Annotated in this window: 28 protein-coding genes; 19 read left to right on the top strand and 9 right to left on the bottom strand. The window is 54.6% G+C overall.

The window, feature by feature from the left end; all coding sequences use genetic code 11:
* Nucleotides 1-318 (bottom strand): response regulator (locus OEL57_RS04300; protein WP_300737567.1); only part of this gene is annotated, 318 nt, incomplete at its 3' end.
* A 34-nt stretch (nucleotides 319-352) separates the two neighbouring features.
* Nucleotides 353-1162, bottom strand: a complete 810-nt coding sequence (locus tag OEL57_RS04295; RefSeq protein WP_300737564.1) for a pyruvate, water dikinase regulatory protein — start codon at nucleotides 1160-1162, stop codon at nucleotides 353-355.
* 174 nt (nucleotides 1163-1336) lie between these two features.
* Between OEL57_RS04295 and prmA the strand changes: the two genes are divergently transcribed.
* The 10 genes from prmA (at nucleotide 1337) to OEL57_RS04245 (ending at nucleotide 9640) form a co-directional block, all read left to right on the top strand.
* Nucleotides 1337-2254, top strand: coding sequence for a 50S ribosomal protein L11 methyltransferase (prmA, locus tag OEL57_RS04290; protein ID WP_300737561.1), 918 nt, complete (start codon nucleotides 1337-1339; stop codon nucleotides 2252-2254).
* A complete protein-coding gene (locus OEL57_RS04285; RefSeq protein ID WP_300737558.1) occupies nucleotides 2251-3000 on the top strand; it encodes a 16S rRNA (uracil(1498)-N(3))-methyltransferase in 750 nt (249 codons plus the stop codon). Before prmA ends, OEL57_RS04285 begins: the two co-directional genes overlap by 4 nt.
* A 25-nt stretch (nucleotides 3001-3025) precedes the next feature.
* The gene (locus OEL57_RS04280; protein ID WP_300737556.1) at nucleotides 3026-3553 is read left to right on the top strand and encodes a hypothetical protein; all 528 of its coding nucleotides are present in this window, start codon (nucleotides 3026-3028) and stop codon (nucleotides 3551-3553) included.
* 81 nt (nucleotides 3554-3634) lie between these two features.
* Nucleotides 3635-5401 (top strand): DNA mismatch repair endonuclease MutL, encoded by a 1767-nt coding sequence (gene mutL / locus OEL57_RS04275; RefSeq protein ID WP_300737554.1) that lies wholly within the window; start codon nucleotides 3635-3637, stop codon nucleotides 5399-5401.
* Nucleotides 5398-6315, top strand: a complete 918-nt coding sequence (miaA, locus tag OEL57_RS04270; RefSeq protein ID WP_300737551.1) for a tRNA (adenosine(37)-N6)-dimethylallyltransferase MiaA — start codon at nucleotides 5398-5400, stop codon at nucleotides 6313-6315. Before mutL ends, miaA begins: the two co-directional genes overlap by 4 nt.
* A gap of 14 nt (nucleotides 6316-6329) precedes the next feature.
* Nucleotides 6330-6560 (top strand): RNA chaperone Hfq, encoded by a 231-nt coding sequence (gene hfq, locus OEL57_RS04265; RefSeq protein WP_078789251.1) that lies wholly within the window; start codon nucleotides 6330-6332, stop codon nucleotides 6558-6560.
* A 53-nt stretch (nucleotides 6561-6613) separates the two neighbouring features.
* The gene (locus tag OEL57_RS04260; protein WP_300737542.1) at nucleotides 6614-7948 is read left to right on the top strand and encodes a DUF512 domain-containing protein; all 1335 of its coding nucleotides are present in this window, start codon (nucleotides 6614-6616) and stop codon (nucleotides 7946-7948) included.
* A gap of 44 nt (nucleotides 7949-7992) precedes the next feature.
* Nucleotides 7993-8991 (top strand): CsgG/HfaB family protein, encoded by a 999-nt coding sequence (locus OEL57_RS04255; protein ID WP_300737539.1) that lies wholly within the window; start codon nucleotides 7993-7995, stop codon nucleotides 8989-8991.
* A gap of 92 nt (nucleotides 8992-9083) precedes the next feature.
* Nucleotides 9084-9350 (top strand): hypothetical protein, encoded by a 267-nt coding sequence (locus tag OEL57_RS04250; protein ID WP_300737536.1) that lies wholly within the window; start codon nucleotides 9084-9086, stop codon nucleotides 9348-9350.
* A complete protein-coding gene (locus tag OEL57_RS04245; protein ID WP_300737533.1) occupies nucleotides 9344-9640 on the top strand; it encodes a hypothetical protein in 297 nt (98 codons plus the stop codon). Before OEL57_RS04250 ends, OEL57_RS04245 begins: the two co-directional genes overlap by 7 nt.
* A 90-nt stretch (nucleotides 9641-9730) precedes the next feature.
* On the opposite strand, the gene OEL57_RS04240 is transcribed toward OEL57_RS04245, so the two are convergent.
* Nucleotides 9731-10246, bottom strand: coding sequence for a peptidylprolyl isomerase (locus OEL57_RS04240; protein WP_300737531.1), 516 nt, complete (start codon nucleotides 10244-10246; stop codon nucleotides 9731-9733).
* A gap of 132 nt (nucleotides 10247-10378) precedes the next feature.
* On the opposite strand from OEL57_RS04240, the gene OEL57_RS04235 reads away from it, so the two are divergent.
* A complete protein-coding gene (locus tag OEL57_RS04235; RefSeq protein ID WP_300737528.1) occupies nucleotides 10379-11551 on the top strand; it encodes a DUF2201 family putative metallopeptidase in 1173 nt (390 codons plus the stop codon).
* Here the strand turns inward: OEL57_RS04235 and OEL57_RS04230 are convergent.
* Nucleotides 11535-12494 carry an A/G-specific adenine glycosylase gene (locus tag OEL57_RS04230; RefSeq protein ID WP_300737526.1) on the bottom strand — a complete coding sequence of 320 codons (960 nt, stop codon included), beginning with the start codon at nucleotides 12492-12494 and terminating at the stop codon, nucleotides 11535-11537. The genes OEL57_RS04235 and OEL57_RS04230 overlap by 17 nt on opposite strands.
* Between OEL57_RS04230 and OEL57_RS04225 the strand changes: the two genes are divergently transcribed.
* A complete protein-coding gene (locus OEL57_RS04225; RefSeq protein WP_300737525.1) occupies nucleotides 12495-12905 on the top strand; it encodes a hypothetical protein in 411 nt (136 codons plus the stop codon).
* 70 nt (nucleotides 12906-12975) lie between these two features.
* Here OEL57_RS04225 and OEL57_RS04220 read toward each other — a convergent pair whose 3' ends face one another.
* The 3 genes from OEL57_RS04220 to ileS all read right to left on the bottom strand — a co-directional run bounded on the left by OEL57_RS04220 (nucleotide 12976) and on the right by ileS (nucleotide 16537).
* Nucleotides 12976-13188, bottom strand: coding sequence for a hypothetical protein (locus tag OEL57_RS04220; protein WP_300737516.1), 213 nt, complete (start codon nucleotides 13186-13188; stop codon nucleotides 12976-12978).
* Between the two features lie 84 nt (nucleotides 13189-13272).
* Entirely contained in the window at nucleotides 13273-13761 is a 489-nt protein-coding gene (gene lspA / locus OEL57_RS04215) for a signal peptidase II (protein WP_300737510.1), read from the bottom strand.
* A gap of 1 nt (nucleotide 13762) precedes the next feature.
* Nucleotides 13763-16537 (bottom strand): isoleucine--tRNA ligase, encoded by a 2775-nt coding sequence (gene ileS / locus OEL57_RS04210; RefSeq protein ID WP_300737506.1) that lies wholly within the window; start codon nucleotides 16535-16537, stop codon nucleotides 13763-13765.
* A 171-nt stretch (nucleotides 16538-16708) separates the two neighbouring features.
* On the opposite strand from ileS, the gene OEL57_RS04205 reads away from it, so the two are divergent.
* The 4 genes from OEL57_RS04205 to hldE all read left to right on the top strand — a co-directional run bounded on the left by OEL57_RS04205 (nucleotide 16709) and on the right by hldE (nucleotide 20943).
* Nucleotides 16709-17752 (top strand): rod shape-determining protein, encoded by a 1044-nt coding sequence (locus OEL57_RS04205; protein ID WP_300737503.1) that lies wholly within the window; start codon nucleotides 16709-16711, stop codon nucleotides 17750-17752.
* A gap of 85 nt (nucleotides 17753-17837) precedes the next feature.
* Nucleotides 17838-18893, top strand: a complete 1056-nt coding sequence (locus OEL57_RS04200) for a glycosyltransferase family 2 protein (RefSeq protein ID WP_300737499.1) — start codon at nucleotides 17838-17840, stop codon at nucleotides 18891-18893.
* The gene (gmhA, locus tag OEL57_RS04195; RefSeq protein ID WP_300737496.1) at nucleotides 18874-19464 is read left to right on the top strand and encodes a D-sedoheptulose 7-phosphate isomerase; all 591 of its coding nucleotides are present in this window, start codon (nucleotides 18874-18876) and stop codon (nucleotides 19462-19464) included. The genes OEL57_RS04200 and gmhA overlap by 20 nt, the downstream gene beginning before the upstream one ends.
* Nucleotides 19465-19467: 3 nt before the next feature.
* Nucleotides 19468-20943 carry a bifunctional D-glycero-beta-D-manno-heptose-7-phosphate kinase/D-glycero-beta-D-manno-heptose 1-phosphate adenylyltransferase HldE gene (gene hldE, locus OEL57_RS04190; protein WP_300737493.1) on the top strand — a complete coding sequence of 492 codons (1476 nt, stop codon included), beginning with the start codon at nucleotides 19468-19470 and terminating at the stop codon, nucleotides 20941-20943.
* Between the two features lie 49 nt (nucleotides 20944-20992).
* On the opposite strand, the gene OEL57_RS04185 is transcribed toward hldE, so the two are convergent.
* On the bottom strand, nucleotides 20993-21847 hold the full coding sequence (locus tag OEL57_RS04185) for a LexA family transcriptional regulator (protein ID WP_300737490.1): 855 nt from the start codon (nucleotides 21845-21847) through the stop codon (nucleotides 20993-20995).
* A 221-nt stretch (nucleotides 21848-22068) separates the two neighbouring features.
* Here OEL57_RS04185 and OEL57_RS17025 point away from each other — a divergent pair, with 221 nt between their 5' ends.
* The 3 genes from OEL57_RS17025 (at nucleotide 22069) to OEL57_RS04175 (ending at nucleotide 23679) form a co-directional block, all read left to right on the top strand.
* Nucleotides 22069-22338: a DUF6166 domain-containing protein gene (locus tag OEL57_RS17025; RefSeq protein ID WP_414718496.1), complete on the top strand. Its 270-nt coding sequence runs from the start codon at nucleotides 22069-22071 to the stop codon at nucleotides 22336-22338.
* Between the two features lie 15 nt (nucleotides 22339-22353).
* Complete coding sequence (locus OEL57_RS04180; protein WP_300737488.1) at nucleotides 22354-23277, top strand: diguanylate cyclase; 924 nt, start codon at nucleotides 22354-22356, stop codon at nucleotides 23275-23277.
* Nucleotides 23278-23379: 102 nt separating this feature from the next.
* A complete protein-coding gene (locus OEL57_RS04175) occupies nucleotides 23380-23679 on the top strand; it encodes a hypothetical protein (RefSeq protein ID WP_300737485.1) in 300 nt (99 codons plus the stop codon).
* 152 nt (nucleotides 23680-23831) lie between these two features.
* Here the strand turns inward: OEL57_RS04175 and OEL57_RS04170 are convergent.
* The coding region (locus OEL57_RS04170; RefSeq protein WP_300737482.1) for a methyl-accepting chemotaxis protein at nucleotides 23832-24184 on the bottom strand (353 nt) is incomplete at its 5' end.

Genomic DNA, 24184 nt, shown 5'->3' with positions numbered 1-24184 from the left:
GGAGAAGGGGAGCGGCGGGGGCGGGTGGTCATCAGAGCCGGCATCAAGGCCAGCCACGATATCGTCGGTGGTATCCCTGGCGGTCAGCATCAGTACCGGCGCCAACATACCGGACTGCCGCAGTTCACGCACCACACTGAATCCATCTTTGCTGGGTAGCATGACATCCAGGATCAACAGGTCATAGGATTCTGTCTGAGCCTGCTGAACCGCCTCTTCACCATCATGCACAGCATCAACCTGATACCCTTCTTCTTCAAGCCCGCGCTTGATGAAGGCAGCCACTTTTTTTTCATCTTCAACCACCAGAACCCGCATACCTCCCCCTTCCCAGAAACCCTCAATGGTTTGTTTATTCCGAAAAATGCCCCACCAGACGCCGCAGAATCTCTGAGGCAGACTCCTCAACCGACTTGCAGGTGACATCAATAATCAGCCAGCCCGGGTGTCTGCGATAGTACTGACGGCAAAAGGTGATTTCATCTTCTACCTTTTCATAATCGGCATAGCTGTTTTTCATACTCTGGCCCATGTTTACCAGGCGGGAGGTGCGGATCTCCACCAGCCGCTTGGGGCTGATCAACAAACCGACCACCTTGGCGGGATCAATCGATTCCAGCTCTTCCGGTGGATCAATCCCCTTTACCAGCGGCACATTGGCAACTTTGTAGCCCTTGTTGGCCAGATACATGGAAAGCGGGGTCTTGGATGAACGGGAGACCCCCACCAACACCAGATCTGCCTTGACCAGACCGCGGTTTTCCTGACCATCATCATGCTTGACCGTAAAGTTGACCGCCTCCATCCGGCGGAAATAATCGGTATCAATCTGGTGCAGCAAACCGGGGGTGGACTGGGCCACGGTGCCCAGAAAAATAGAAAGGCTGTGCAGCAGAGGGGAAAGCAGATCAAAGGCCATCAGACCATGTTCTTCAGCAATGGTATGCACCGCAATCGCCAGGGATGAATCCACCAGAGTGTACACCAGCAGCCCTTCATCAGCCGTAACCGTAGCAACCGCATGGAGTACCTCCTGCTGATTACAGACCTTTGCCAGACGGACAATCCGTACATCACTGCCACCAAACTGGGACAGGGCGGCACGGACAACCCGTTCCGCAGTTTCACCGGTGGAATCAGATAGAACATAGATTTTTTTCATGGTCAGGCCCCCTGTTACGACCGATTCTCACTTAATGGCTAATTTTTAATGAAAGCTAGTGAGCCACCACTGTTTTGTCAAGGTTTTTTGTTGCCTGCGTCCCTCTGTTCTGCTACGTTCTGGCCTCTTTGGCGGGCTGTTCCGCCGATCAATCGCTTCTAAGGATGCTCATTCATGGCTGCAACATGGTACCAAGTCACCTGTGACGTTCCAGCCCTTCTTTCGGAAACGGTGGCTGACTTTCTGTCTGAACTGTCCGGCTGCGGTGTCTGCACTGAAAACCGGGATGTTGACAGTTTTTCACCGGACGATATCCCGGAACTGGCAACTGCCAGTATCACCTGCTACTTTACCCTGCCCTGCCAGATTGAACAGCGACTTGCACAAATCACCAGTTTTCTTGCCACCCTGCCCGGTTATACACCAGTGGTACCACCCCAGGTTTCCCTGCTGGGTGAAGAAGACTGGGCCACCTCCTGGAAAGCACACTTCAAGCCTCTGGCCATCGGCCAACGGCTGCTGATTACCCCGTCCTGGGAAACAGGCGGTCAGGACGAAGGACGGGCCGTGATCGTACTTGACCCCGGCATGGCCTTTGGCACCGGTGGCCATGAAACCACCCGGCTCTGCCTGGAATGCCTGGAAAGCCTGCTGGTGCCGCCCCCCTTCAGTATCAAAACCATGAAGATTCTTGATCTGGGAACCGGCTCCGGCATCCTGGCCATTGCAGCTGCCAAACTGGGGGCACTGCAGATTGATGCCGTTGATATTGATCCCCAGGCAGTCATCGTTGCTGAAGAAAACTGCGTCCTCAACAACGTGGCAGAGCAGATCAGCTGCAGCACCACCCCCCTTGAGCAGCTGGGAGACGGCTACCGGATCATCCTGGCCAATATCCTGGCAGAGGAGCTGGTCAGAATGGCCCCCGGCATTGTCAGCCGGATGGCACCAGGTGGCAGCCTGATCCTTTCCGGTATTCTGGCAGAACGGGAAGAGCTGGTCCGCAACGGCTTTGATCCATTCCCGCTCAGTTTTGAGGAATCACTGGCAGCAGGAGAATGGCGCTGCCTGCATTACCGGAGGCTACCATGAGCGGACGCCGCCGCTTTATCGTCAGTTCCCGCAGCATCAGGGACGGCTACGCCTCCTATGATGGCCCGCAACATCACCACATGGCACGGGTGCTGCGGCTCAGGTCCGGCGATGAGGTGATGTTGATTGATGAACAGGGCAGACGCCATCTGGGCCTGATCGATCAGGTTACCCAGGAATGGACGGCGGTACGCCTGACTGAGACCCTTGAGGCATCCCAGTTCCCGGATGCCCCGGCCATCACCGTTATCCAGGGATTACCCAAGGGAGAAAAGATAGAGCTGGTGCTGCAGAAAGGGACTGAGCTGGGGGTAAGCGAATTTTCCATCTTCAGGGCGGATCGTTCCGTACCCAAACTGGCAGGAGACAAACTGCAGGCACGACAGGAGCGCTGGAACCGGATTGTGGCTGAGGCAGCCCGCCAATCAGAGCGGTTTGATCAGCCAACGGTTGCCTGGCACCCCTCGGCTGCCGCTGCCGCTGCCGGGGCTGCCAACGCAGAACTGAAACTGCTGCTCTGGGAGCGTGGTGTACCAACACCACTGCGTGAGGTTCTGGAAGGGATGCCCCGTCCGGCACGGATCGCCATCGCCATCGGCCCGGAAGGCGGTTTTGAACCGGGGGAGGCTGAGGCCTTTTCGTTCTGGGGCTTTACACCGGTTACTCTGGGAGAGCGGATTCTGCGAACTGAAACAGCTGCCCTTGCCATGACCGCAATTGTGCAGTATAAGTGGGGAGATATTTAGAGTTGCTCCAAGGAGGGTACACCTGATGAGATGTCCTAAGTGCGGTTACACCAGCTTTGAAAGCTATGATTCCTGCCGCAAGTGTTCTGCAGACTTAACGGAGTTCAAACAAAGTCATGGCATAACCTCCATGGTTCTTCCCCCATCACTATGCGCAGAAATGGCTGCCGGGCTGGGGATAGAAACAACCCGTCAGAACAACACCTCTCCAGACACCAGCAACGATATGTTTACCTTTGATCTTCCCACTGAGCAGCAACAGACACCGGCAGCACCGACGTCACCGTTCTCATTTGACGACAGCCCTGCCCCTTCATTTGATACGCCAACTGCTGCAGCGGATCCTTTTGCCTCGCTGATGAGCAGCACTCCGCAACCAGCAACCACCGCTCCACAGGCACCTGCACAGGGATTTGAGATGAACAGCTTTTCATGGGATGACACCCCGACACCAGGTGAAGCGGGCAATGCAGCATCAGGCGACGCCCAAAAAACCAGTGACGATGATTTCAGCAGCCTGTTTGGTGATCCGGTGGATGCAAACAAAAAATAGCATCATTCTTCGACACCTTCTTTCCATTTCTGAGCGGGGCTTCCCCGCTCTTTTTCGCTGTTGTGATGGAGTGGCATTCCTGTGGCACCGCGCGTACGCATCCTTTCTGAATCCCTTGCCAACAAAATAGCCGCCGGTGAGGTGGTTGAACGACCTGCCTCCGTGGTGAAAGAGCTGCTGGAGAACGCTCTGGATGCCGGGGCCACTGATATCCGGCTGGAGATCAACGCCGGCGGACGCCGCCTGATCCGGGTTATTGACAACGGCCACGGCATGTCCCGCGAAGATGCCCTGCTGGCCCTGGAACGCCACGCCACCAGCAAAATAACCTCTGATCACGATCTTGAAACCATTGCCACCCTGGGCTTTCGGGGTGAAGCCCTGCCCTCCATCGCCTCCGTCTCCCGTTTGCGCCTTAAAAGCCGTACCAGCGACAGCATTGAGGGGGCCGAAATCGCCCTTGAAGGTGGCGTTGTGCGTTCTGTTACGGCCTGCGGCATGGCGGTGGGGACCGAGCTTACCGTGGAGCAGCTCTTCTTCAACACCCCTGCCCGGCTGAAGTTCCTGCGCAGTGCCGAGACCGAAGCAGCCCATGTGGGTGACCTGATGGTCCGCATGGCGATCTCCCGCCCTGATGTCTCTTTCAGCTACCAGAATGATGGGCGGGAACTGCTACGGGTCAGCCCCTCAAGCCTGCAGCAACGGCTGCAAAAACTGGTGGCACGGGATGCGGACCTGTTCCCGGTGGCTGGAGAAACCGCCGCAGCGCGGATCAGCGGGTTTCTTGCAGCACCGTCGGCAGCCCGTTCAACCACTGCAGCCATGTTTACCTACATCAATGGTCGTTTTGTCAGGGACAAGGTCATTCAACACGCCATCATGCAGGCCTTTCGACCGATTCTTGAAAAGGGGCGCTACCCGCTGGTGGCACTGTTTATCGAGCTGCCTACCGGTGAGGTGGATGTCAACGTCCATCCCACCAAGCATGAGGTCCGTTTCCGGCGTCAAAGCCAGGTGCACGACACCATTGCCGGGGTACTGGAAGAGGTGCTGCGCGAATCACCCTGGCTGCAGCGCAGAGAGGTACTGCCGCCTTCTGCAGGGCTGCATGGCCATACGCCCCTGCAGACCCACCGCGCCGGTGTCCAGCAGGCTCTGGATCGTTTTATGGCTGCACCGCCTTCTGCTGCGCCACGGGTCTACGAACCGGCTACCGTATACCAGCCACCGCCGGAACAGCCAGCAGCAGCTACAACAGACTGCGGCTATTTTTCCAGCCTGAGCGTTATTGGCCAGTTCCGGGCAGCCTATATCCTCTGTCAGGCCGATGACCGGCTGGTGATTATTGACCAGCATGCTGCCTACGAACGGGTCCGCTTTGAGCAACTTAAGGCAGGATTTGCAACCGGCGGCATAGAATCCCAGCGTCTGCTGTTGCCGGACACCCTGGAGCTTTCCTTTAGCGAAGCAGACACGCTCCGTCGCTACCTGAATCTGTTGGAACCGCTGGGGTTTGAACTGGAGGAGTTTGGCGGCCAGACCTGGCGGATCAATGCAGTCCCCCGGATTGTGGCCGAACAGAAGCACTGCGGTTTGCTGCGCGACCTACTGGCCGAGCTGGCCGAACAGGGCAGCAGCTCCAGCTTTGACCTGGTCAGAGACGATCTTCTGGCCAGGGTTGCCTGTCACAGTGTGGTGCGAGGCACACACCCCCTGGACCGTCGTCAAATGGAAGAGTTGCTGAAGGCGATGGATGCTACCGACTTCTCAGCCCATTGTCCCCACGGACGACCGGTTTCCCACGAGATCCCCCTGCGGGAACTTGAAAAGTTTTTCAACCGGACATGAAACCACGCCTGCTCGTTATTGCAGGACCTACTGCCTCCGGCAAGTCTGCTCTGGCCCTTGATCTGGCTGAACAGCTGGAGGGAGAGATCATCTGCGTTGATTCCCTGACCGTCTATCGCGGTCTTGAGATCGGTAGTGCCAAGCCGACTCCAGAACAACGGCAACGAATCCCCCACCATCTGCTGGATATCTGTGAACCAACTGATCCGTTTACCGCTGCAGATTTCAGGATCGCTGCAGATGCCGCGATTCAGGATATCTCATCCCGTGGCAAACGTCCGATACTGGCTGGCGGCACCGGCCTGTATCTGCGGTCGTTGCTGCGGGGATTAAACAAGGCCCCGGGGGAAGATCAGGCCCTGCGGGAGGTGCTGCACAAGCGGATGGAGCTTGAAGGTGGAGAAGCACTGCTGGCAGAGCTGGCCAAGGTAGATCCAGACAGCGCACAGCGGCTGCACCCCAATAACCGTAACCGGATCATCCGTGCCCTGGAGGTCTTTCAGACCACCGGCATCTCGCTGTCACAGTTTCAGGCAGAGCACGGCTTTTCCGACAGCAGCTACCACGCGCTGCAGTTCTGCCTTGATCTGCCTCGGCCGGAGCTGTATCAGCGGATTAATGACCGGGTTGATGCCATGCTTGCAGCCGGTCTGGTGGCTGAGGTACAGGGATTATTACAATCCGGTTCTCCGCCAGACTGTAAACCGTTACAGGCTATTGGCTACAAAGAGGTGGTGGCGTATCTGCAGGGTGACTATGATCAAACTGAGATGACACGCCTGATCAAGCGCAACACCCGCCACTTTGCCAAACGCCAGTTAACCTGGTTCAGGGCTGAGCCGGAGATGCAGTGGGTTGCATATCCGGAAAACTCTGCTACTATCCATTCTGCTGCAGCCACGTTCTTCGCCTAAAGGAGAGAAATACCATGTCCAAAGCCCCCTTTAACATCCAGGACCAGTATCTGAACCAATCCCGCAAAGAGCGGGTCAAGGTGGCTGTCCGGATGATGTCCGGTGAGTCGCTTGAAGGCCACATCAAGTCATTCGACAACTTTTCGCTGCTACTGGATGCCGGTGGTGATATCCTGATCTACAAACATGCCATAGCCACCATCACCTCGGTTGACGGCACCTTCCGCCTGCACCATCACCCTTGATCCCAGATGGCAGGACCTCCCCGCCATCTGCATACCAGCAGAGAAACCGTTCAATGCACGGACTTTTGATAGAAACAGTGGAGCCCGGTTCACCGGCAGACCGTGCCGGACTGCAACCGGGCCAACGCCTGCTTGAGATTGACGGCACCCGCCTGCGGGACCTGATTGACTACAGCTGGCTGGCCAGCGATGAAGTGGCAGAGTTTACTCTGGCCAATACTGATGGCCAGCTGCAGACGATGCTGCTGGAGCCGGAGCCGGGCGAGCCGCCCGGCCTGACCTTTGCCCCGCCGGAACCGAAGCGCTGCGGCAACAATTGCATCTTCTGTTTTGTGCATCAGCTGCCCAAAGGGTTACGGCGCCCCCTGTATGTCAAGGATGAGGACTACCGGCTCTCGTTCCTGCAGGGCACCTATGTCACCCTCAGCAATCTGAAGCCGACAGAGCTGCGCCGGATCATCAAGCAACGTCTCTCGCCGCTGTACATCTCGGTCCATGCCGTTGACCCGGTGGTGCGTGAGAAACTGCTGGGCAGAACCAACATTCCACCGATTCTGGAACAGCTGAAAGCGCTGACCAAGGCCAGAATAGAGCTGCACACCCAGGTGGTACTCTGCCCCGGCGTCAATGACAGTACGATTCTGGAGCAGACCGTCACTGAGCTGGCCAACCTCTATCCAGCGGTTAGATCCCTGGCCGTGGTGCCGGTTGGCCTGACCGAGCATCGTCAGCGCCTGCCTGAACTGGCTCCGGTTGACTGCGGCTACGCGGCCGCGTTTCTGGACAGTTGGCTCCCCCGCATGCGGGCCGTTAACAAACAGCTGGGCGATGCCTTTCTGCAACTGGCGGATGAGTTCTTCCTCAAGGCAGATTATCCTTTTCCGACGCTCAAGGAGTACGGGGATCTGCCCCAGTGGGAAAACGGGGTTGGCATGGTGGCCTGGTTTTTAAAGGATGCTGCTGCGGTGTTGAAACGGGCGAAACCGTTACCGCCGATTACCGCAACCGTGGTTACCGGTCAGTCATCAGTTGGCTTTGTCAGCAGTTTTTTAACAGATCTGAGCGAAAAAACCGGTTGCTCCCTGACAGCAGCCGCCATTCCCAACCAGCTGTTTGGCACCAGTGTTACCGTTACCGGGCTGGTGAGCGGCCGAGACATCATACGCGAACTGCAGGGCAAACCGTTGGGGCAGATCCTGCTCATCCCGGAGGTTATGCTGAAAGAGGGGGAAGGCTGTTTTCTTGATAACCAGACACCGGTAGACCTCAGCCGTGAACTAGGGGTGGCAGCCATCACCTTTGAAGCAACGCCTGCAGGGCTGCACAAGACCATGAAAAGTCTGACCCCCAAAAAGTTGAAGCTGGCACAGACTGCTAATCAGCGCTGATCTTTACCTGTTATGCAATCGAGCAAAGAAAAGAGCCCCCTGGTATGAAAAAAATTATCATTGCATTGCTATGTCTATCCGCCCTCCTGGCAGGTTGTTCACACACCGTTGAAGTCGCAAAGTACAAAGAATCTGCCATGGATCAAGCAGTGGCAGAGATACTCCCGCCCCAGCATGTTATTGAGAAAAAACAACCCAAGGTGGCAATCCTGCCCCTTGGAGAACCATTTGAATACAGCGGCCGCCTCAGCCCCGGTGCTCAGGAGGGACTGACCCAGATTGCATCAAAAGGTTGTGGCATGGAAGTTGTTGAACGGAGCCAGGCCCAGAAGCTGTTTGATGAGAAAAAATTTGTCTGGTCACTGGATATGGCTGCTGATTTTTCAGAAATAACCAGCATGGTTCAGGGGATTGATTATGTTGTGCTGGGTTCCATAACCAACCCGGTGGCGCGAGCCGAATTTACACCCAGCCAGACCACCTGCGACAACAAAGGAAAATGCACGACCACCAAACCATCCTGCACCATCAAGGGAAGTGCCACCGTTAATATTCGGGTCATCAATGCCTCAACAGGTTCCATTGCCCAGGCATTTGAACCGTTCAAAGGCAGTATCAGCACGACGACCACTGCGGAGGTACGACATGAATGCCGGGTTCGCAACGCCACAGCGGTCATTAATCAAGCAGTGGCCAACGCGACAAGCAAGGCGAAGCGACCTTTTATTGAGGCATTCCCCCGTTACGGCTATCTGTATAAGACCATGACCGGCCCCGACGGGACCCGCATTGCCTATGTCAACATCGGCAGACGGGACGGAGTTAAGGGGGGCGATGACGTTGAACTGCTCCGCTATATCAAGGAGGTTGACCGGGTACGCAAGACCGAACGGCTGACCACGCAGAAAATAGCCGATGTCACTATTGCCGACACAGACCTGCAGGAAGACCGCAGCATTATCATCATACCAGAGGAATACTCCAGCCTGATCATGCCCGGCCTGGCGGTTAAAACAAAATACAACAGCGGCTTTTTCTGGTGATATTTTTTAATCAGATCTGCGGCTTGCAGTAGATAAATACTCTGCTTATTGAGACATATATTTTCTCTACACAAAACAAAAAGGAGGCTAAAATGATTGTATTTTCAAGGCTTATTTGCGCAGTCGCGATCTTTGCACTTACAGGATGTGCACCAGCAATAACACAGAGGTATGGTGTCTCTTCAAAGAACATGCTGCTTTTAAGAGATATTGCCTCAAACTCTCAAACAAAAGTTAGTGTGGGTAAATTTGAAGGGGACTCAACTAGCGTTGGTTGCCGTGGAGCAAGCATGAGTCCTCCAGAAAACATGACTTTTGCATCCTACCTGAGAAATGCGTTAATCGAAGAGCTATGGTAGCAAATCTCTATTCAGAAAAATCAAAAATTGAGATTACTGGCTCTCTGAAAGAGTTTGAGGTTGAGTGCTCAGTCGGTACGGGGAAATGGAAAATTGACATGGATTTAGCCGTTAACGGAAAACAAAAATTCAATATAAAAAATGACTACTTATTTGAGGGGGCATATATAGGCGTGACCGTTTTCAATAATGCCCAGCAATCACTCATGCCTGCAACACAAGACTTTATTCATCAATTACTAAGTAATCCAGAATTCAAATCGGCCCTTTCGAGGCCACCATCTATCTAAACACTCATTTAACCCGATAAATTTAGTATCAACAAGAAAGGCCAGTGATCTCTCACCGGCCTTTCTTGTTTGTCTTATGCCTGCCCAGCACTACTCAACCAGTTTGGCAGAGATGATGGTGATCGGCTCCAGCGGCACATCGCCATGGCCAGCCTTGTTACCGGTCTTGACCTGACGCATTTCATCCACCACGTCCATCCCCTCAACCACCTGTCCGAACACGCAGTAGCCAAAATCATCCTGACGCTTGCCTTTGTTATCCAGAAAGGCGTTATCAACGGTATTGATGAAGAACTGTGAGGTGGCCGAATCAACCAGTGCCGTACGGGCCATGGCTACGCTACCACGAACGTTTTTAAGCCCGTTCTGAGCCTCGTTTTTAATGGCAAACTTGGTCTTTTTCTGCTGCATGTCTGCATCCATACCACCACCCTGGATCATAAAATCCTTGATCACACGGTGGAAGATCAGACCGTCATAGTAGCCGTCCTTCACGTAGCCCAGAAAGTTTTTAACGGTGATTGGTGCCTTTTCCTTATTCAGTTCAAGGGTAATGTTTCCCTTGCTGGTTTCAAGCAACACTTTTGGGTTCGTTTCTTCTGACATCTCTCGCCTCCTGCCACCGCCACTGCGGTAGGTATGAAATTTAGGTTATTTTGTATAGCATACCGTTACCCACCAGAAAAGGTAATTTGAACCCTTTGACAGGAACGTCACGTTTCGCTACCCTGTCTCACCATGCGCAGCCTTGAGAACAGCATCATCCGCCTCCTGAAACAGAAACCGTTCTACGGACACCTGCTGCTGCAACTGCGGCGAGTCCCCCTGCAAGGCGGCGACCGGTCAGTTGCCATCACCGTCCGGGACGGCATACCGATCCTGTCGGTTAATGACGCCTCCTTCAGCAGTTTTACTCCACCGGAACAGGAAGCGCTGCTGGAGCACCTGCTCAAGCACCTGCTCCATCTGCATCCGCTGCGTCGTCGTGAGCGCAATCCCCATGACTGGGACGTGGCCTGTGACCTGGCTATAAATCCGGGTATTGACGGCCTGCCAAGCGGGGCGCTGTATCCCCAGAACTTCAGGATGGAAACAGGCCTGTCTGCCGAGGAATACTACGACCTGATCGTTCCACCCTTTGACATGGGCAACGTGGAAGGCAGCGGTGCTGGCAGGGCTGAACAGGCCAGCAGCGGGATTGATGGCGAGGGTTCCGGGCAGCAACTGCACGAGGCAGAGACCATTGACGATCATGAGGCCTGGCAGGATGCCGATGGCACCCCGCTGACCCTGGCGGAAGAGATGCTGCGCAGCATGGTGCAGGATGCCCTGCGGGGCAGTGATGGTGAGACTCCGGCAGATATCCGGGCAGTGGTGGATACGCTGCTGCATCCGGCACCGATCCCCTGGCGCCAGATACTGCGTCAGTTTATTGCAACCGCCGGACGAACCGGCCATAGCAGCACCTGGATGCGGGAGCATCGCCGCTTTGTCCACCAGACGCCGGGGGTACGTAAACGACGCAAGCTAAACCTGCTGGTGGGGATTGATGTCAGTGATTCCACCAACATCATTGCACTGCGGGAAGCCTTTGCAGCAGAGCTGGTCAACCTGGCCCGCGGCAGAGATTGCAGCATCACAGTGCTGTACGCCAATAGCCGGATTCAGCAGATCGAGACCTTCAACAGCGCCTCATTTGTGGCCCAACGGTATGATGGCGGTGGTTTTACCGACCTGCGGCCGGTCTTTGAGTATGCCCAAACCATGCATCCCCTGCCAGCTGCAGTGGTCTACCTGACCGACGGTATCGGACCGGTGCCGGAGCAGATGACCTTCCCTACCTTGTGGGTACTGACACAAGAGGGGGAGAAGCCAACCCCTTGGGGGGTAGAGCTCAGGTTGATGGTATGATGAACTTCTTGCCCTGTTTTTTCAAAAAGCCCTCCTTTACCATCCCCTCCAGAATCCGTGTGAGCCTTTCTCTATCAACCTCAAGCTGTTTTTGAAGCATAGGCAGCATGGCTCCGCCTGTATTGAGCAGCAGCCGCAACACCGCCCCTCTCACCTGACGGTCTGAACCTTCAAACCTGCTCTGTTGGTTGTGATGCCGGCTACGACGGCTGGGATTAGGAAAACGGCGTTTCAGGTCGCTGCCGTAATCCATCAGGGCATTGTACCAATCGCGGGGGTTAGCCTGATCCAGCACCGCCTCTGCAACCGGTAGCAGTTGCGTATCGGTGATCCCCTCCTGATCGGCAAAGAAGAAATGTAGCAGTACGGCCCGGATATTGGTTTCAAGAAAGATCTGAGGCCGGTTAAAGGCAAAGGAGGCGACAGCTCCGGCAGTGTAGGGGCCGATACCGGGCAGTTGCTGCAACAGGACAGGATCATCCGGTATACTGCCGCCCCACTCATCCACCAGCATCCGGGCTGCCCGCTGCAGGCTCAGGGCGCGACGGTTATAGCCCAACCCCTGCCAGGCAGCCAGCAGATCCGCCAGCGGAGCATCGGCAAGGCTCCTGGCATCAGGAAACTGTTGCATAAAGGCAGTAAACTTGGGAATCACCCGATCCACCTGGGTCTGCTGCAGCATGATCTCTGACACCAACACCCGGTAGGGGTCAGCGCCGTCTCGCCAGGGCAGATCACGACGATGCTCAGCATAATAGCTGTACACAAGCTGCTGTAACAGCTTCGCTGAATCATCGATCAGCCCTTTTTCACCGACAGCTCGTATAAGTTCTGCTTCTGCAGGTGTGTCTTCGCCAACCGGCCAAAGCTGCATCTCATGCTTGCAGTCAGATACTGCTTTCGGGTAGGCTGTTTGTAACTGATCTGTTTGAGAGGATGACATATGGATACACCTTTACAACCGATGACTGATGATTCTGTCCGGGAACTGCTGGAGGCTGCCGGGGCGCAGGTAATGGCTCGCTCCGGCCGTTCTGAGCACTACAGCGCACCACGGGAGTTTTCCTTTGAGGCCAAGGCGATCTTTCCCAACGGCATGGGGCTACACATTGTTGCCCGCCAGTTCAACTACCGTGACCCCTGGGAAGCAACCGGCCGGGTCAATGATCTGGTTGATGTGATGTTACTGAGAGACGGAGCGCTAACGCCACTGCCCAAAGGCTACCCCTTCTTCCAGGGGATTGAGGAAGAATGCGGCGTGGATGAAACCGTCCTCAAAGAGATCATCACCTGCGTCAGCGGCGTCAATGTCAAATTATATGAGCTGCAACGGATTACCGGCGATCTGGACTGACCTGAACAAGCAAGGGGCACCTGAAATCAGGTGCCCCTTGCCAACGCTATGGTCCAGGTTACAGAGCCAGTTATGAACGATGCTTTTCGCTGAACCCCTTGAAACCACCCTGGGGCTGAGGTATCGGCTTCCGCTTGGGCGCGGTCATATCCCAGACAATTTTGGAAAGTGATTTTTCCACCGGAAACAGTGCCAGGGCAAACAGAAACAGGAGCATAAAAACCCCGAAGAAGCATGCCAGCATGATTACCACAACCATAATTGCTTCTACAAACAACGGCATGGGCTTCCTCCTGTTCTGATTCAATCTGTACGTATACTAGCACATAATGATGGTACTTTCCAACCTGGCTTTTAAAGCTGAAAACTACTCGGACGTGGCCTGCTGCCGCCGTTCCTCCTTGAGCATATCAAGCGCAATCAGAGCAACCCCGACACAGATCAGGGAATCAGCCACGTTAAAGGCAGGCCAGTGGTGGGTTTTCCAGTAGACATCCAGAAAATCGATCACCTCACCCAATCGTACCCGGTCAATCAGATTACCGATGGCCCCGGAAAAGATCATGGCCAGGCTGACCTGGGCCAGCTTCTGATCATCACGCATCTTCTTTAGCGCGATAACAATTACGACAGCAGCCACCAGCGTCACCCCGATAAAAAACGGCAGGCGCCAGGATGCATCAGAAAGAAAGCTGAAGGCAGCCCCCCGGTTACGCAGATAGGTAAAGTTGAACAGACCATCAATCACCGGGATGGACTGATGCAAAACCATAACACGGTCGACATACAGCTTAGTGGCCTGATCAACCACAAGCCCGACAATCGTAATAATAAAAAAAACTCCCCAACGGTTCATGCTATATCACCGCAGCAATACATTTAGGGCAGATGGTGGGATGTTCAGCATTGCTGCCCAACTCTTCACTGTAGCACCAGCAACGCTCACACTTTTCTCCCGATGCCTTTTCAATCAGCACCTTCAATCCTTCAACAGTGGTGCCGTCATAGGCTTCTACCGACAGGTTCTCTACAAGATCAAGACTGGTAACAATGCAGATTGCTCGTAGTTTATCCAGATAATCATTCATAAAGGCGATGGTTTCGGGTGGAGCTGAAAGTTTTACCGCAGCATCCAAAGGATGGCCGATCACTTTCTCAACCCGCTTCAGCTCCAGCGCCTTAAGGACATCGGCGCGCACATCAAACAGACGCCCCCAGAGTTCTGCCAATGTTTCGTCCTTGTTGCAAGGCACCAGCTGCGGGAAGGCTGCCAGATGCACACTGGCCTCACGCTCACCCGGCAGGTACTGCCAGATCTCATCGGCTGTAAAGGAGATCAGCGGCGCCATCAGCCGGGTCAGGGTATCGGTGATCAGATACATGGCGGTCTGGCTGCTGCGACGTTCATTGGCATCCTTGCGGCTGGTATAGAGGCGATCCTTGAGAATATCCAGGTACTGGGCGCTCAGCTCAACCGTACAGAAGGCATTAACCACTTGATAGATAGTGTGGAACTCAAATTCGCGGTATGAAGCCAGCACCCGCTCCTTAAGCAGTTCCAGGTGATGCAGGGCCAGGCGGTCGATCGGCATCATGTCGCTGAAGGCAACGCTGTCAACGGCCGGATTAAAGTCGTACAGGTTGCCCAGCATGAAGCGGCAGGTGTTGCGGATCCGGCGGTAGGCCTCGGCCACCCGGTTCAGGATCTCTTCCGAGATCCGGCTGTCGTCACGGTAATCCTGGGCCGCGCACCAGAGCCGCAGTACATCAGCTCCGAACTTTTTGATCACATCCTCAGGTGCCACCACGTTACCCATGGATTTACTCATCTTGCGCCCCTGCCCATCAAGCACAAAGCCGTGGGTCAGCACTGCCTTGTACGGGGCCACCCCACGGGTGCCAACAGACTCAAGCAGTGAGGAGTGGAACCAGCCACGATGCTGATCACTGCCTTCCAGATAGAGATCTGCCGGTGATGAAAGTCTGGGGTTGGGCTCCAGCACCGCAGCATGGGAGACGCCGGAATCAAACCAGACATCCAGGATGTCATTCTCTTTTTCAAAGGCGGCTGAGCCGCACTTGGGGCATTTGATTCCGGCAGGCAGCAGCCGGGCAGCCTCCCACTCAAACCAGACGTCTGAACTGTGCTGTTTGAACAGCTCTGCCACATGATCCATGGTGGGGCCGTCAGCCAGAAACTCGCCGCAATCAGTACAGGAAAAGGCGGTAATCGGCACCCCCCAGGAACGCTGACGGGAGATACACCAGTCAGGACGGTTCTCAACCATACCGTAGATCCGGTCACGGCCCCATTTGGGAATCCACTCTACCTTGCCAATCGCCTCCAGTGATTTTTCACGCAGTTGATTGGCATCCATGGAGATGAACCACTGCTCAGTGGCACGGAAGATGATCGGTTTTTTGCAGCGCCAGCAGTGGGGATAGGAGTGGGAGATCTTGCTGACCCCCACCAAAGCCCCCACTTCCTGCAGCTTTTCAATCACCTTGGGATTGGCCTCAAAGACCTTTTCTCCACCAAACAGTTCGAGGTTGCCGATATACTTGCCGTGATTATCCACCGGGTTGTAGATATCAAGACCTTCCTTCAAACCAAGCACGTAGTCATCCTGACCATGGCCAGGGGCAGTGTGGACACAACCGGTACCGGCCTCAAGGGTGACATGTTCCCCCAGCAGGATGACAGAATCTCGATCATAGAAAGGATGTTTACAATTCTTGCGTTCAAGCAGACCGGCCTTGAAGGTGGCAATCACCTCACCGGACAGACCGTTGGCAGCCAGGAACTGATCCTTCAGTCCCTCAGCAACAATCAGGGCCTGACCATCGACCAGAACGGCGCAGTAGTCATAGTCAGGATGCATCGCTATGGCCAGGTTGGCAGGAATCGTCCAGGGGGTAGTGGTCCAGATCACCACAAAGACCGGTTTGCCGGCCAGAGCAGGGATAGCAGCAGAAATATCATCCTGCAGGGCAAACTTGACAAAGATGGATGGCGAGGTGTGATCAGCATACTCAACCTCGGCCTCTGCCAGGGCGGTCACACAGGAAGAACACCAGTGCACCGGCTTCTTGCCCCGGTACAGTCCACCGTTGTGGGCAAATTTGGCCAACTCGGCAGCGGTCAGTCCTTCATACTCATTGGTCATGGTCATGTACGGGTTGTCCCAATCCCCCAACACCCCCAGACGCTTGAACTCTTCCTTCTGGATATCAATAAATTTCTTGGCATAGACACGGCATTCCTTGCGCATCTCAGCCTTGGTCATCTGGTGCTTCTTTGACCCCAGGTTTTTCTCCACCTGCAGCTCAATCGGCAGACCATGACAATCCCAGCCCGGCACATAGGGGGCCTGGAAGCCTTCCATCCGCTTGACCTTTAATACAATATCCTTCAGAGTCTTGTTCAGTGCATGGCCGATATGGGTATGGCCGTTGGCATAGGGAGGGCCATCATGCAGCATATAGACCGGCTTGTCCTTGCCGGCCTCCTCAATCATTCCGTACAGATCCAGCTCCTGCCAGCGCTTGAGCAGCTCCGGCTCACGCTGGTACAGGTTGGCCTTCATCGGAAAGTCGGTTTGGGGCAGGTTCAGAGTTGCTTTGTAGTCCATTGTCACGTTCTCCACGGTAAGCTGCTAAATTTGTCTAAACTACCGACATCTCAGCGCCAAGTCAAGGGGATAGCGACTATCTGAACAGAAGAAATCCTGTTTTCTCCCTTGCATTCAACTGCTTGTTCTGATAGTTTTTCAGGTCCTATTTATAGTGAAAGGATTTCCGTTATGTTTAAAATATTTGACTCCCTGTTCGGAATGTTTTCCAACGACCTGGCCATTGACCTGGGCACCGCCGACACCCTGGTGTACCTGAAAGGCAAAGGGATCGTAGTCCGTGAGCCTTCGGTGGTTGCCGTACAGAAGATGCCCACAGGCCAGCAGAAGGTGCTGAAGGTAGGGATGGAGGCCAAGCAGATGCTGGGCCGGACCCCCGGTTCCATCACCGCCATCCGCCCGATGAAGGACGGTGTTATTGCCGACTTCGACATCACCGAAGAGATGTTGCGTTACTTCATCCATAAAGTACACAACCGCAAGACCCTGGTCCGTCCCCGGATCGTGATCTGCGTCCCCTCCGGTATCACCCAGGTGGAAAAACGGGCGGTCAAGGAATCTGCCGAGTCTGCCGGCGCCCGCGAGGTCTACCTGATTGAAGAGCCGATGGCAGCCGCCATTGGCGCCGGTCTGCCGATTACTGAAGCCAGCGGCAACATGATTGTTGATATCGGTGGCGGCACCACCGAAGTTGCCGTGATATCCCTGGCCGGCATTGTCTACGCCCAGTCAACCCGTATGGGTGGCGACAAGATGGACGAGGCAATTGTCCAGTATATCAAGCGCAAGTACAACCTGCAGATCGGTGAGAGGATGGCAGAGGCGATCAAGATCGAGATCGGCGAAGCCTATCCCGGCCCCGAGGTACTGACCATGGAGGTCAAGGGACGCGACTTGGTCTCCGGCATTCCCAAAACCATTGAAATAAACTCAGATGAAATCCGCGATGCCCTCAAGGAAGCGGTTAACGCCATCGTGGATACTGTCCGTCAATGCCTTGAGCGTACCCCGCCTGAACTGGCAGCCGATATCGTGGACAAGGGAATCTTCCTGGCTGGCGGCGGCGCCGGACTACGCAATCTGGATGTACTGCTGCGCGAGATCACCAAGGTACCGGTACTGATTGCAGAAAATCCGCTTGACTGCGTTGTTCTGGGATCTGGCAAGGTGCTGGATGAGTTGCATCTACTCAAGCGGGTGGCTATTACTTCGTAAGAAAAGTCATCCTCGTCCTGAAAACACCGCAAATACCACAATCCCAAAGGGTGGGTCATGCCCGCCCTTTCTCTATAGTGTACCTATGACCGTCCCCACCCTTGACATCATTGTTCCCGTATGGAACAACCCTACTGCAGCCAGGGCCTGCCTTGCTTCCATTCTGGACAGCACAGACACGGCCCGGTTAATTATTATCAACAATGGTTGCGACCGCACCACCGAGCGGATGCTGGAGGAGTTCTGCGACCACCTGGGGGATCGCGTACTCTACATGACCATGGAGCGCAATATCGGTTTTGTTCCCGCTGCCAACCGTGCTCTGCGCCGATCCGACGCTGACTGGGCACTGATCATACGCTCCAGCGCCACTCTCTCAGCTGCCTGCCTGAAACAGATTCTGGCAACAACCACCAAGGACGGGGCCGGTATTATCACCCCCCACTGCCCTGTTGACGCCCCCCTGCCACCACAGCGTCTAAAAATCGGCTGTACCGGCATTGAAACCTGTGATATCAGCTTTTCTGCACTTGCACTTGCCAGAAAGATGCGCGACAGAATTGGGCTTTTTGACGAAGAGTTGGATGGCGGCCCCTGGTGCCTGCGTGATTACCGGCACCGTGCCGACGCCCATGGCTTCAAGACCTGCCTGCTTCCCACCGTAACCGTCACCAATGAACCGGTTACACTCTTTGGCTCCCTTGAGCGACGCCGCAAGCAGGAGGAATCAGCCACTGCCATCTTTCGGCAACGCTGGGGGATACAGCAGCAGGTAGCCGTCTACCTGCCCAAAGAAACAGATGAGCAAAAACTGACAGAAACATTGGAAACACTGCTTGCTGCAGCACGACAGGGTCACCGCCTGGAGCTGTTTCTGCATCGTCGCCACTACACCTTCGCACTACAGCAAGGTGCCGCCTGCCTGCATAGCGGACTTACCTTGCACAAGCTATCGCCGCTTTCACCCCTCAAAAGCCTGGCCCGTGGCATGGAGCGGCTGAAAGCAGACAACCCTCAACTCACTATTGTCTGTGGCCTGGACGACATTCCGTTTCCCGGCTATGATACAGCACAACCATCCGCAACACTGACGCACCTGGCAACCCCCAAGGAGGCAGATCATGCAGCAGTTTATCGCTAAGCAGCTACAGGACCATCAAGCCCTGTTCCAGAAGATAGAGTCTGAACTGGCTGCACCTATTGCACGGTTGGCAGAACGTCTGATTGAGACCTTCAGCATCGGCAACAAGCTGCTGATTATGGGTAACGGCGGCTCGGCGGCCGATGCCCAGCACTTTGCCGGAGAGATTGTCAGCCGTTTCAGGATGGAGCGCCCCGGCCTGCCTGCCATTGCCCTCTCCACCGACACCTCCATCATTACCGCAATCGGCAATGACTACGGCTTCGAGCGAATCTTTTCCCGTCAGATAGAGGCCCTGGCTGTTCCGGGTGACGCGGTAATCGGTATCTCCACCAGCGGCAACTCCGCCAACATACTCAAGGCGCTGGAAGTGGCCCGTGAGGCCGGTTGCACCACCATCGGCCTGTTGGGCAAAGATGGTGGCAGCATCAAGCAGGTCTGCGACATACCGCTGATCATCCCCTCCAATGACACGCCACGGGTACAGGAAGGCCACATCACCGTGATCCACATTCTCTGCGACCTGATTGAACAGGGCCTGTTTGGCATCTTTGCCCGGGAAGGACGGTAGCCCATGGACCGCAAGACCGTTGAATCACTGTTTCAGCGGGCCAGCAACCTGAAGTGTCTGGTGGTGGGTGACTTGATGCTGGACGAATACCTGTGGGGCAAGACCGACCGTATCTCACCGGAGGCGCCGGTACAGGTGGTGGATGTGCTGCGGGAAGACCTGCGTCTGGGCGGTGCCGGTAACGTGGCCAACAACCTGCTGGCCCTTGGCTGTCAGGTCACCGTAGCCTCAGTGATCGGTGAAGATGAAAATGGCTGGGCGCTGCTCAAATCGTTCACCCGGCAAGGGATCGACACGACCCCGATCTTCCAGGAACCGGGCCGCCGCACCGGACGCAAGACACGGGTAATCGCCTCCAATCAGCAAATTGTGCGGATTGACCGCGAATCCCGCGAACCGCTTTCAGAGCAGGTCGAGCAACAACTGGTTGACTGGCTGCAGGAACATATAACCGGTTTTGATGTACTACTGGTATCAGACTACCTCAAAGGGGTGCTGACACCAGCGGTACTGACAGCTATCACTGCCACCGCTACAGAACGTAAAATTCCGGTTCTGGTTGACCCCAAGGGGACCGACTACCGCAAATACCGTGGCGCCACCTGCCTGACCCCTAACCGTAAAGAGGCAGAGGCCGCATCAGGCATCCCGATTCGAGATCAGGAAAGCCTGCACAGGGCTGCCGAAACCCTGATGTCACAACTTGATCTGGACAACCTGCTGATCACCCGCAGCGAAGAGGGGATGTCTCTTTTCTGTGGCAATGGCGAGACCGTCCATATCCCCACTGTTGCCCGCGAGGTCTTTGACGTAACCGGCGCCGGTGACACCGTGCTGGCGTTGCTGGCCTGCGGCCTGGCTGGCGGACTCCCCCTGGCTGAGGCAGCACGGCTGGCCAATGTTGCCGCTGGAATCGCGGTGGCCAAACTGGGCACCTCCACCGTCACCCCAACCGAGATTATCACTGCCGTTTCCCTTGAACATCGAGACAGCGACGGCAAGATCAAGAACCGCGAGGTGCTGGCCGGGATCATTGCCGGAGAGCGTGCCAAAGGAAAGCGGGTGGTCTTTACCAACGGCTGTTTTGACCTGCTGCATGCCGGGCATGTCAAATACCTGCAGGCCGCCCGCCGCCTGGGGGATCTGCTGATCCTTGGCCTGAACAGTGATGCCTCGGTACGACGTCTGAAAGGCCCCAAACGCCCCCTGATTGATGAAGAAGAACGGGGGCACCTGATGGCTGCCCTGGACTGCATTGATTATGTCTGCCTGTTTGAGGAGGACACCCCACTGGAGCTGATTACCGCCCTGAAGCCGCAGATTCTGGTAAAGGGCGGTGACTACACACCTGAGGGAGTTGTGGGTAAAGAGGTAGTGGAGTCATACGGCGGCAGAGTGGAGCTGATTCCGTTTGTAGATGGCAAATCCACCACTAACATCATAGAAAAGGTGTTGGAGCGGTACACCGATGAGCAATAACCCCAAAAGGGCGTCCAACCAGACCGCCCTTTTTACTTTCATCATCACATTAACGCACTAAACGTCGCACCACCCTGCCCACCACAATCGGATAAGTCATATTATTGTTAGGATCAATGATGTCCGGCGGGCAACATTCGTTATCACACTTGGCCAAAAAGGTTCCATCAGGGTTACGGAACACGCGGCGCACCATCATCATGCCATCAGAATACCGCAGCATCAGACAACCACCATTGATGGTGGTCTTGATACCTGCATCAACCATCACCAGATCACCATCCTGCAGCCAGGGGGCCATATTATCCCCCAACACCTTGACCAGCAGAAAGTTTTCCGGTGCAACCCCCAGAGAATGATTTAACCAGTTAAGACCGGGGGCAAGCACATCAACAATCTGCGGCGATGCAAAAGATGTCTGCACTTCACCATTATCCGAGCGCTGAGTGTAGGCCTTATAAGGTGGATGAATCAATGGATGGCCGGATGTAGACAGGGCAAAACTGTCGCGAGCCTTGTTCGCGGTATCCAGATCAAAGAATGCACCCACCTGCCCTTCATGAACCTGCCGCATATCCCCCTGGCCGTCTGATCTACCCAGCCCGATCCTCTGTCCGGTCAGAATATACTGCAGGTCAAGACCTTCCTTGCCACAAATACCAACAATTTCTTCGGTTGGCACCGTGTTACGGTGCTTCCAGTTATGAATACGCCGGATACCGACCCCCATAACTTCTGCCAGTTCCAGGTCCGTATCCAGCCCCAACTCATCCTTGATCCTGTTCAAGACATCCCTGGTGCTCAGCAGGGCATCATCCGCAGACAGCCCCCCCCTGATTAAAGGTGTAGCACCACCTGTGGTACTGCCAGCGTCATGAAGCTCTATCACTTTACCATTTTTCACAACCACTCCCCTGCCCGTCTCAAGATCACTCAAAACACCTCAAATGAATACTCACTACTGACAGCTTACGCTTGACAGCATCATCATATACGGATATACAGTTCATGCGATTTACCAATTTTGATGAACTACCGACAGTAATTACTCAAATACGGTAATAAACGCACGGGTAGTTATATCAACTTTCTGCACGGTTTACAATCAGCGATAAGGAAACAGGCATGCATACACCAGCCCCACACACCACGACAAGCGCACACCGATCTGATTGCAACCATTACCCCACCACGCCACCATTTCAGCTCCGTGATAGCCATCAGGATTCAAACACGTTGCTTGCCCTTGCCCTGCTTCTGGATTTCCTTCCCCATGAGCGGGCTCACCAGCTTCACCAGCGTTTTGCTTCTGAAGTCCTCTACCGTTTGCCACAAGGCAGATCACCTCTTTTTCTTTCCCGGCATGACATTATGAGTTGGGTCAATGCAATTTAACAGCATCACACAGCCATGAATCTGCAAGATTCTCCAACAACAGCCCTTGTGCTTGACGACAACGGGGGCACACGGCGTCAAATTGTTTCAGACCTGGAACAAAGCGGCCTTTTCAACCAGATTTTTGAAGCTGCCGACGGTCTGGACGGACTACATAAAGTCGCAACAACACTTCCCGATATAATCCTCTGTGACGTTGAAATGCCCCGGCTTGACGGACTCAAATTCCTGGCAGCAATCCGCTCAAAACCTGAAACTGAACATATTCCTGTTCTGATGCTCACCAGCAGCCTGGATCGGGGAGTAAAACTAAAAGGACTTACAGACGGGGCCCGTGACTTTATTCTTATCCCCTACGACCCGCAGGAACTTGCAGCCAGGACCAGGCTGCACCTAAACGCCAAGCGCCGCGAAGAAGAACTTCGCAAACAAAATCAGGAACTTGAACTGCTTTCCAACAAAGACACACTGACGGGCACTTTCAATAGGCGCTACCTCAACCATATTTTGAACGTTGAACTTATGCGAGCGGCCCGAACAGACGGCCTGATCTCTATACTGATGATTGATATCGACCATTTCAAACAAATTAACGACACCTTTGGTCACCAGTCAGGCGATCATGTGCTCAAACGAATGACTGCAGAAATAGCTGACAGCCTGAGAGACTATGATCTCCTTTTCCGCTACGGTGGTGAGGAATTTGTGGTGTTGCTGCCGGACACCAGTCACCGCGAGGCCAGAAACGTGGCACAACGGCTCTGTCAAAAGGTGCATTCGATCAGATTTTCAGATGCACTTGCTAATCTGCGTCTAACCGTCAGTATAGGCGTTGCTGAATTTCCAGGGATGGATATTGGTACAGCAGAAGAGCTGCTCAAACATGCTGATCAAGCTCTCTACCAGGCCAAAGAGAACGGCAGGAACCAAATAGCCTAACGATTATTCTTCATTTTTGCACTTCTAACGTTTCTGTCGGATAAACCGCCATAAAACAACCTGGGGTAAAACACCCCTATCTCGAAAGGAGTAATCCAGATCATGAAGAAGCTTGTATCCATTACTGCAGCCGTCACAATCCTCGCTGTTGCCTCCTTGTCATCTGCAGCAAGTATCAAAGGCCCCGTCACCAAGATCACCCCGAATGCTGATGGCAGCTATACAGCTGTTATCAAGGATGAAGCCACTAAAAAAGACTACGTGGTTGAAGTGGCTGACGACCTGACAAAAGACAAACTAAGTGGAAAAAAGATCGTTGTTGACGATGAAGTGAAAGTAAAATTTGAAGAAAAAGGCGGCAAGAACGTCAGCGCTAAATTCCTGAAGGCAGCCGGCTGCTAAAGACAAAAAAACACGGAGATAGTTTGGCCTCCTCCCCAAACGACTCCGTAACAAAGCCCCCTCTGTACAATTTCAGAGGGGGCTTTGTTTTGCTGCAACGATCAACAGCTCATGTTAACCGGGTTCACATTAAGGACCAAACAAAGCGTTAGCTACAACTTGAACTTACTCACCAGATTTTGCAGATCCTGGGCCTGACCAGCCAGCTGGGCAGCAGCAGCAGCAGTTTCTTCAGCACCGCTGGCGGTCTGCTGGACCACTTCGGTGATCTGCTGGATATTGGTGGTCACCTCGCTGGTGGTGGCGGTCTGTTGCTCCGCAGCGGTAGCTATCTGACTGACCTGCATAGTCACATCATTGACCTGCTCAAGAATCTGCTGCAACGAGGTCTCAAGCTGTGCAGCTTCAGCAGCACCTTTTTCCGTACCCTTCACCCCTTCTTCCATTGAGGTAATGGCCACCTTGGTCTCCTGCTGAATACTGCGGATCATGTCACTGATCTCTT

The sequence above is a fragment of the Trichlorobacter sp. genome (assembly GCF_030247655.1).
Lineage (GTDB): Bacteria > Desulfobacterota > Desulfuromonadia > Geobacterales > Pseudopelobacteraceae > Trichlorobacter.
The sequence above is the reverse complement of the archived record's forward strand: the minus strand, read 5'-3'. Positions and strand labels throughout refer to the sequence as shown.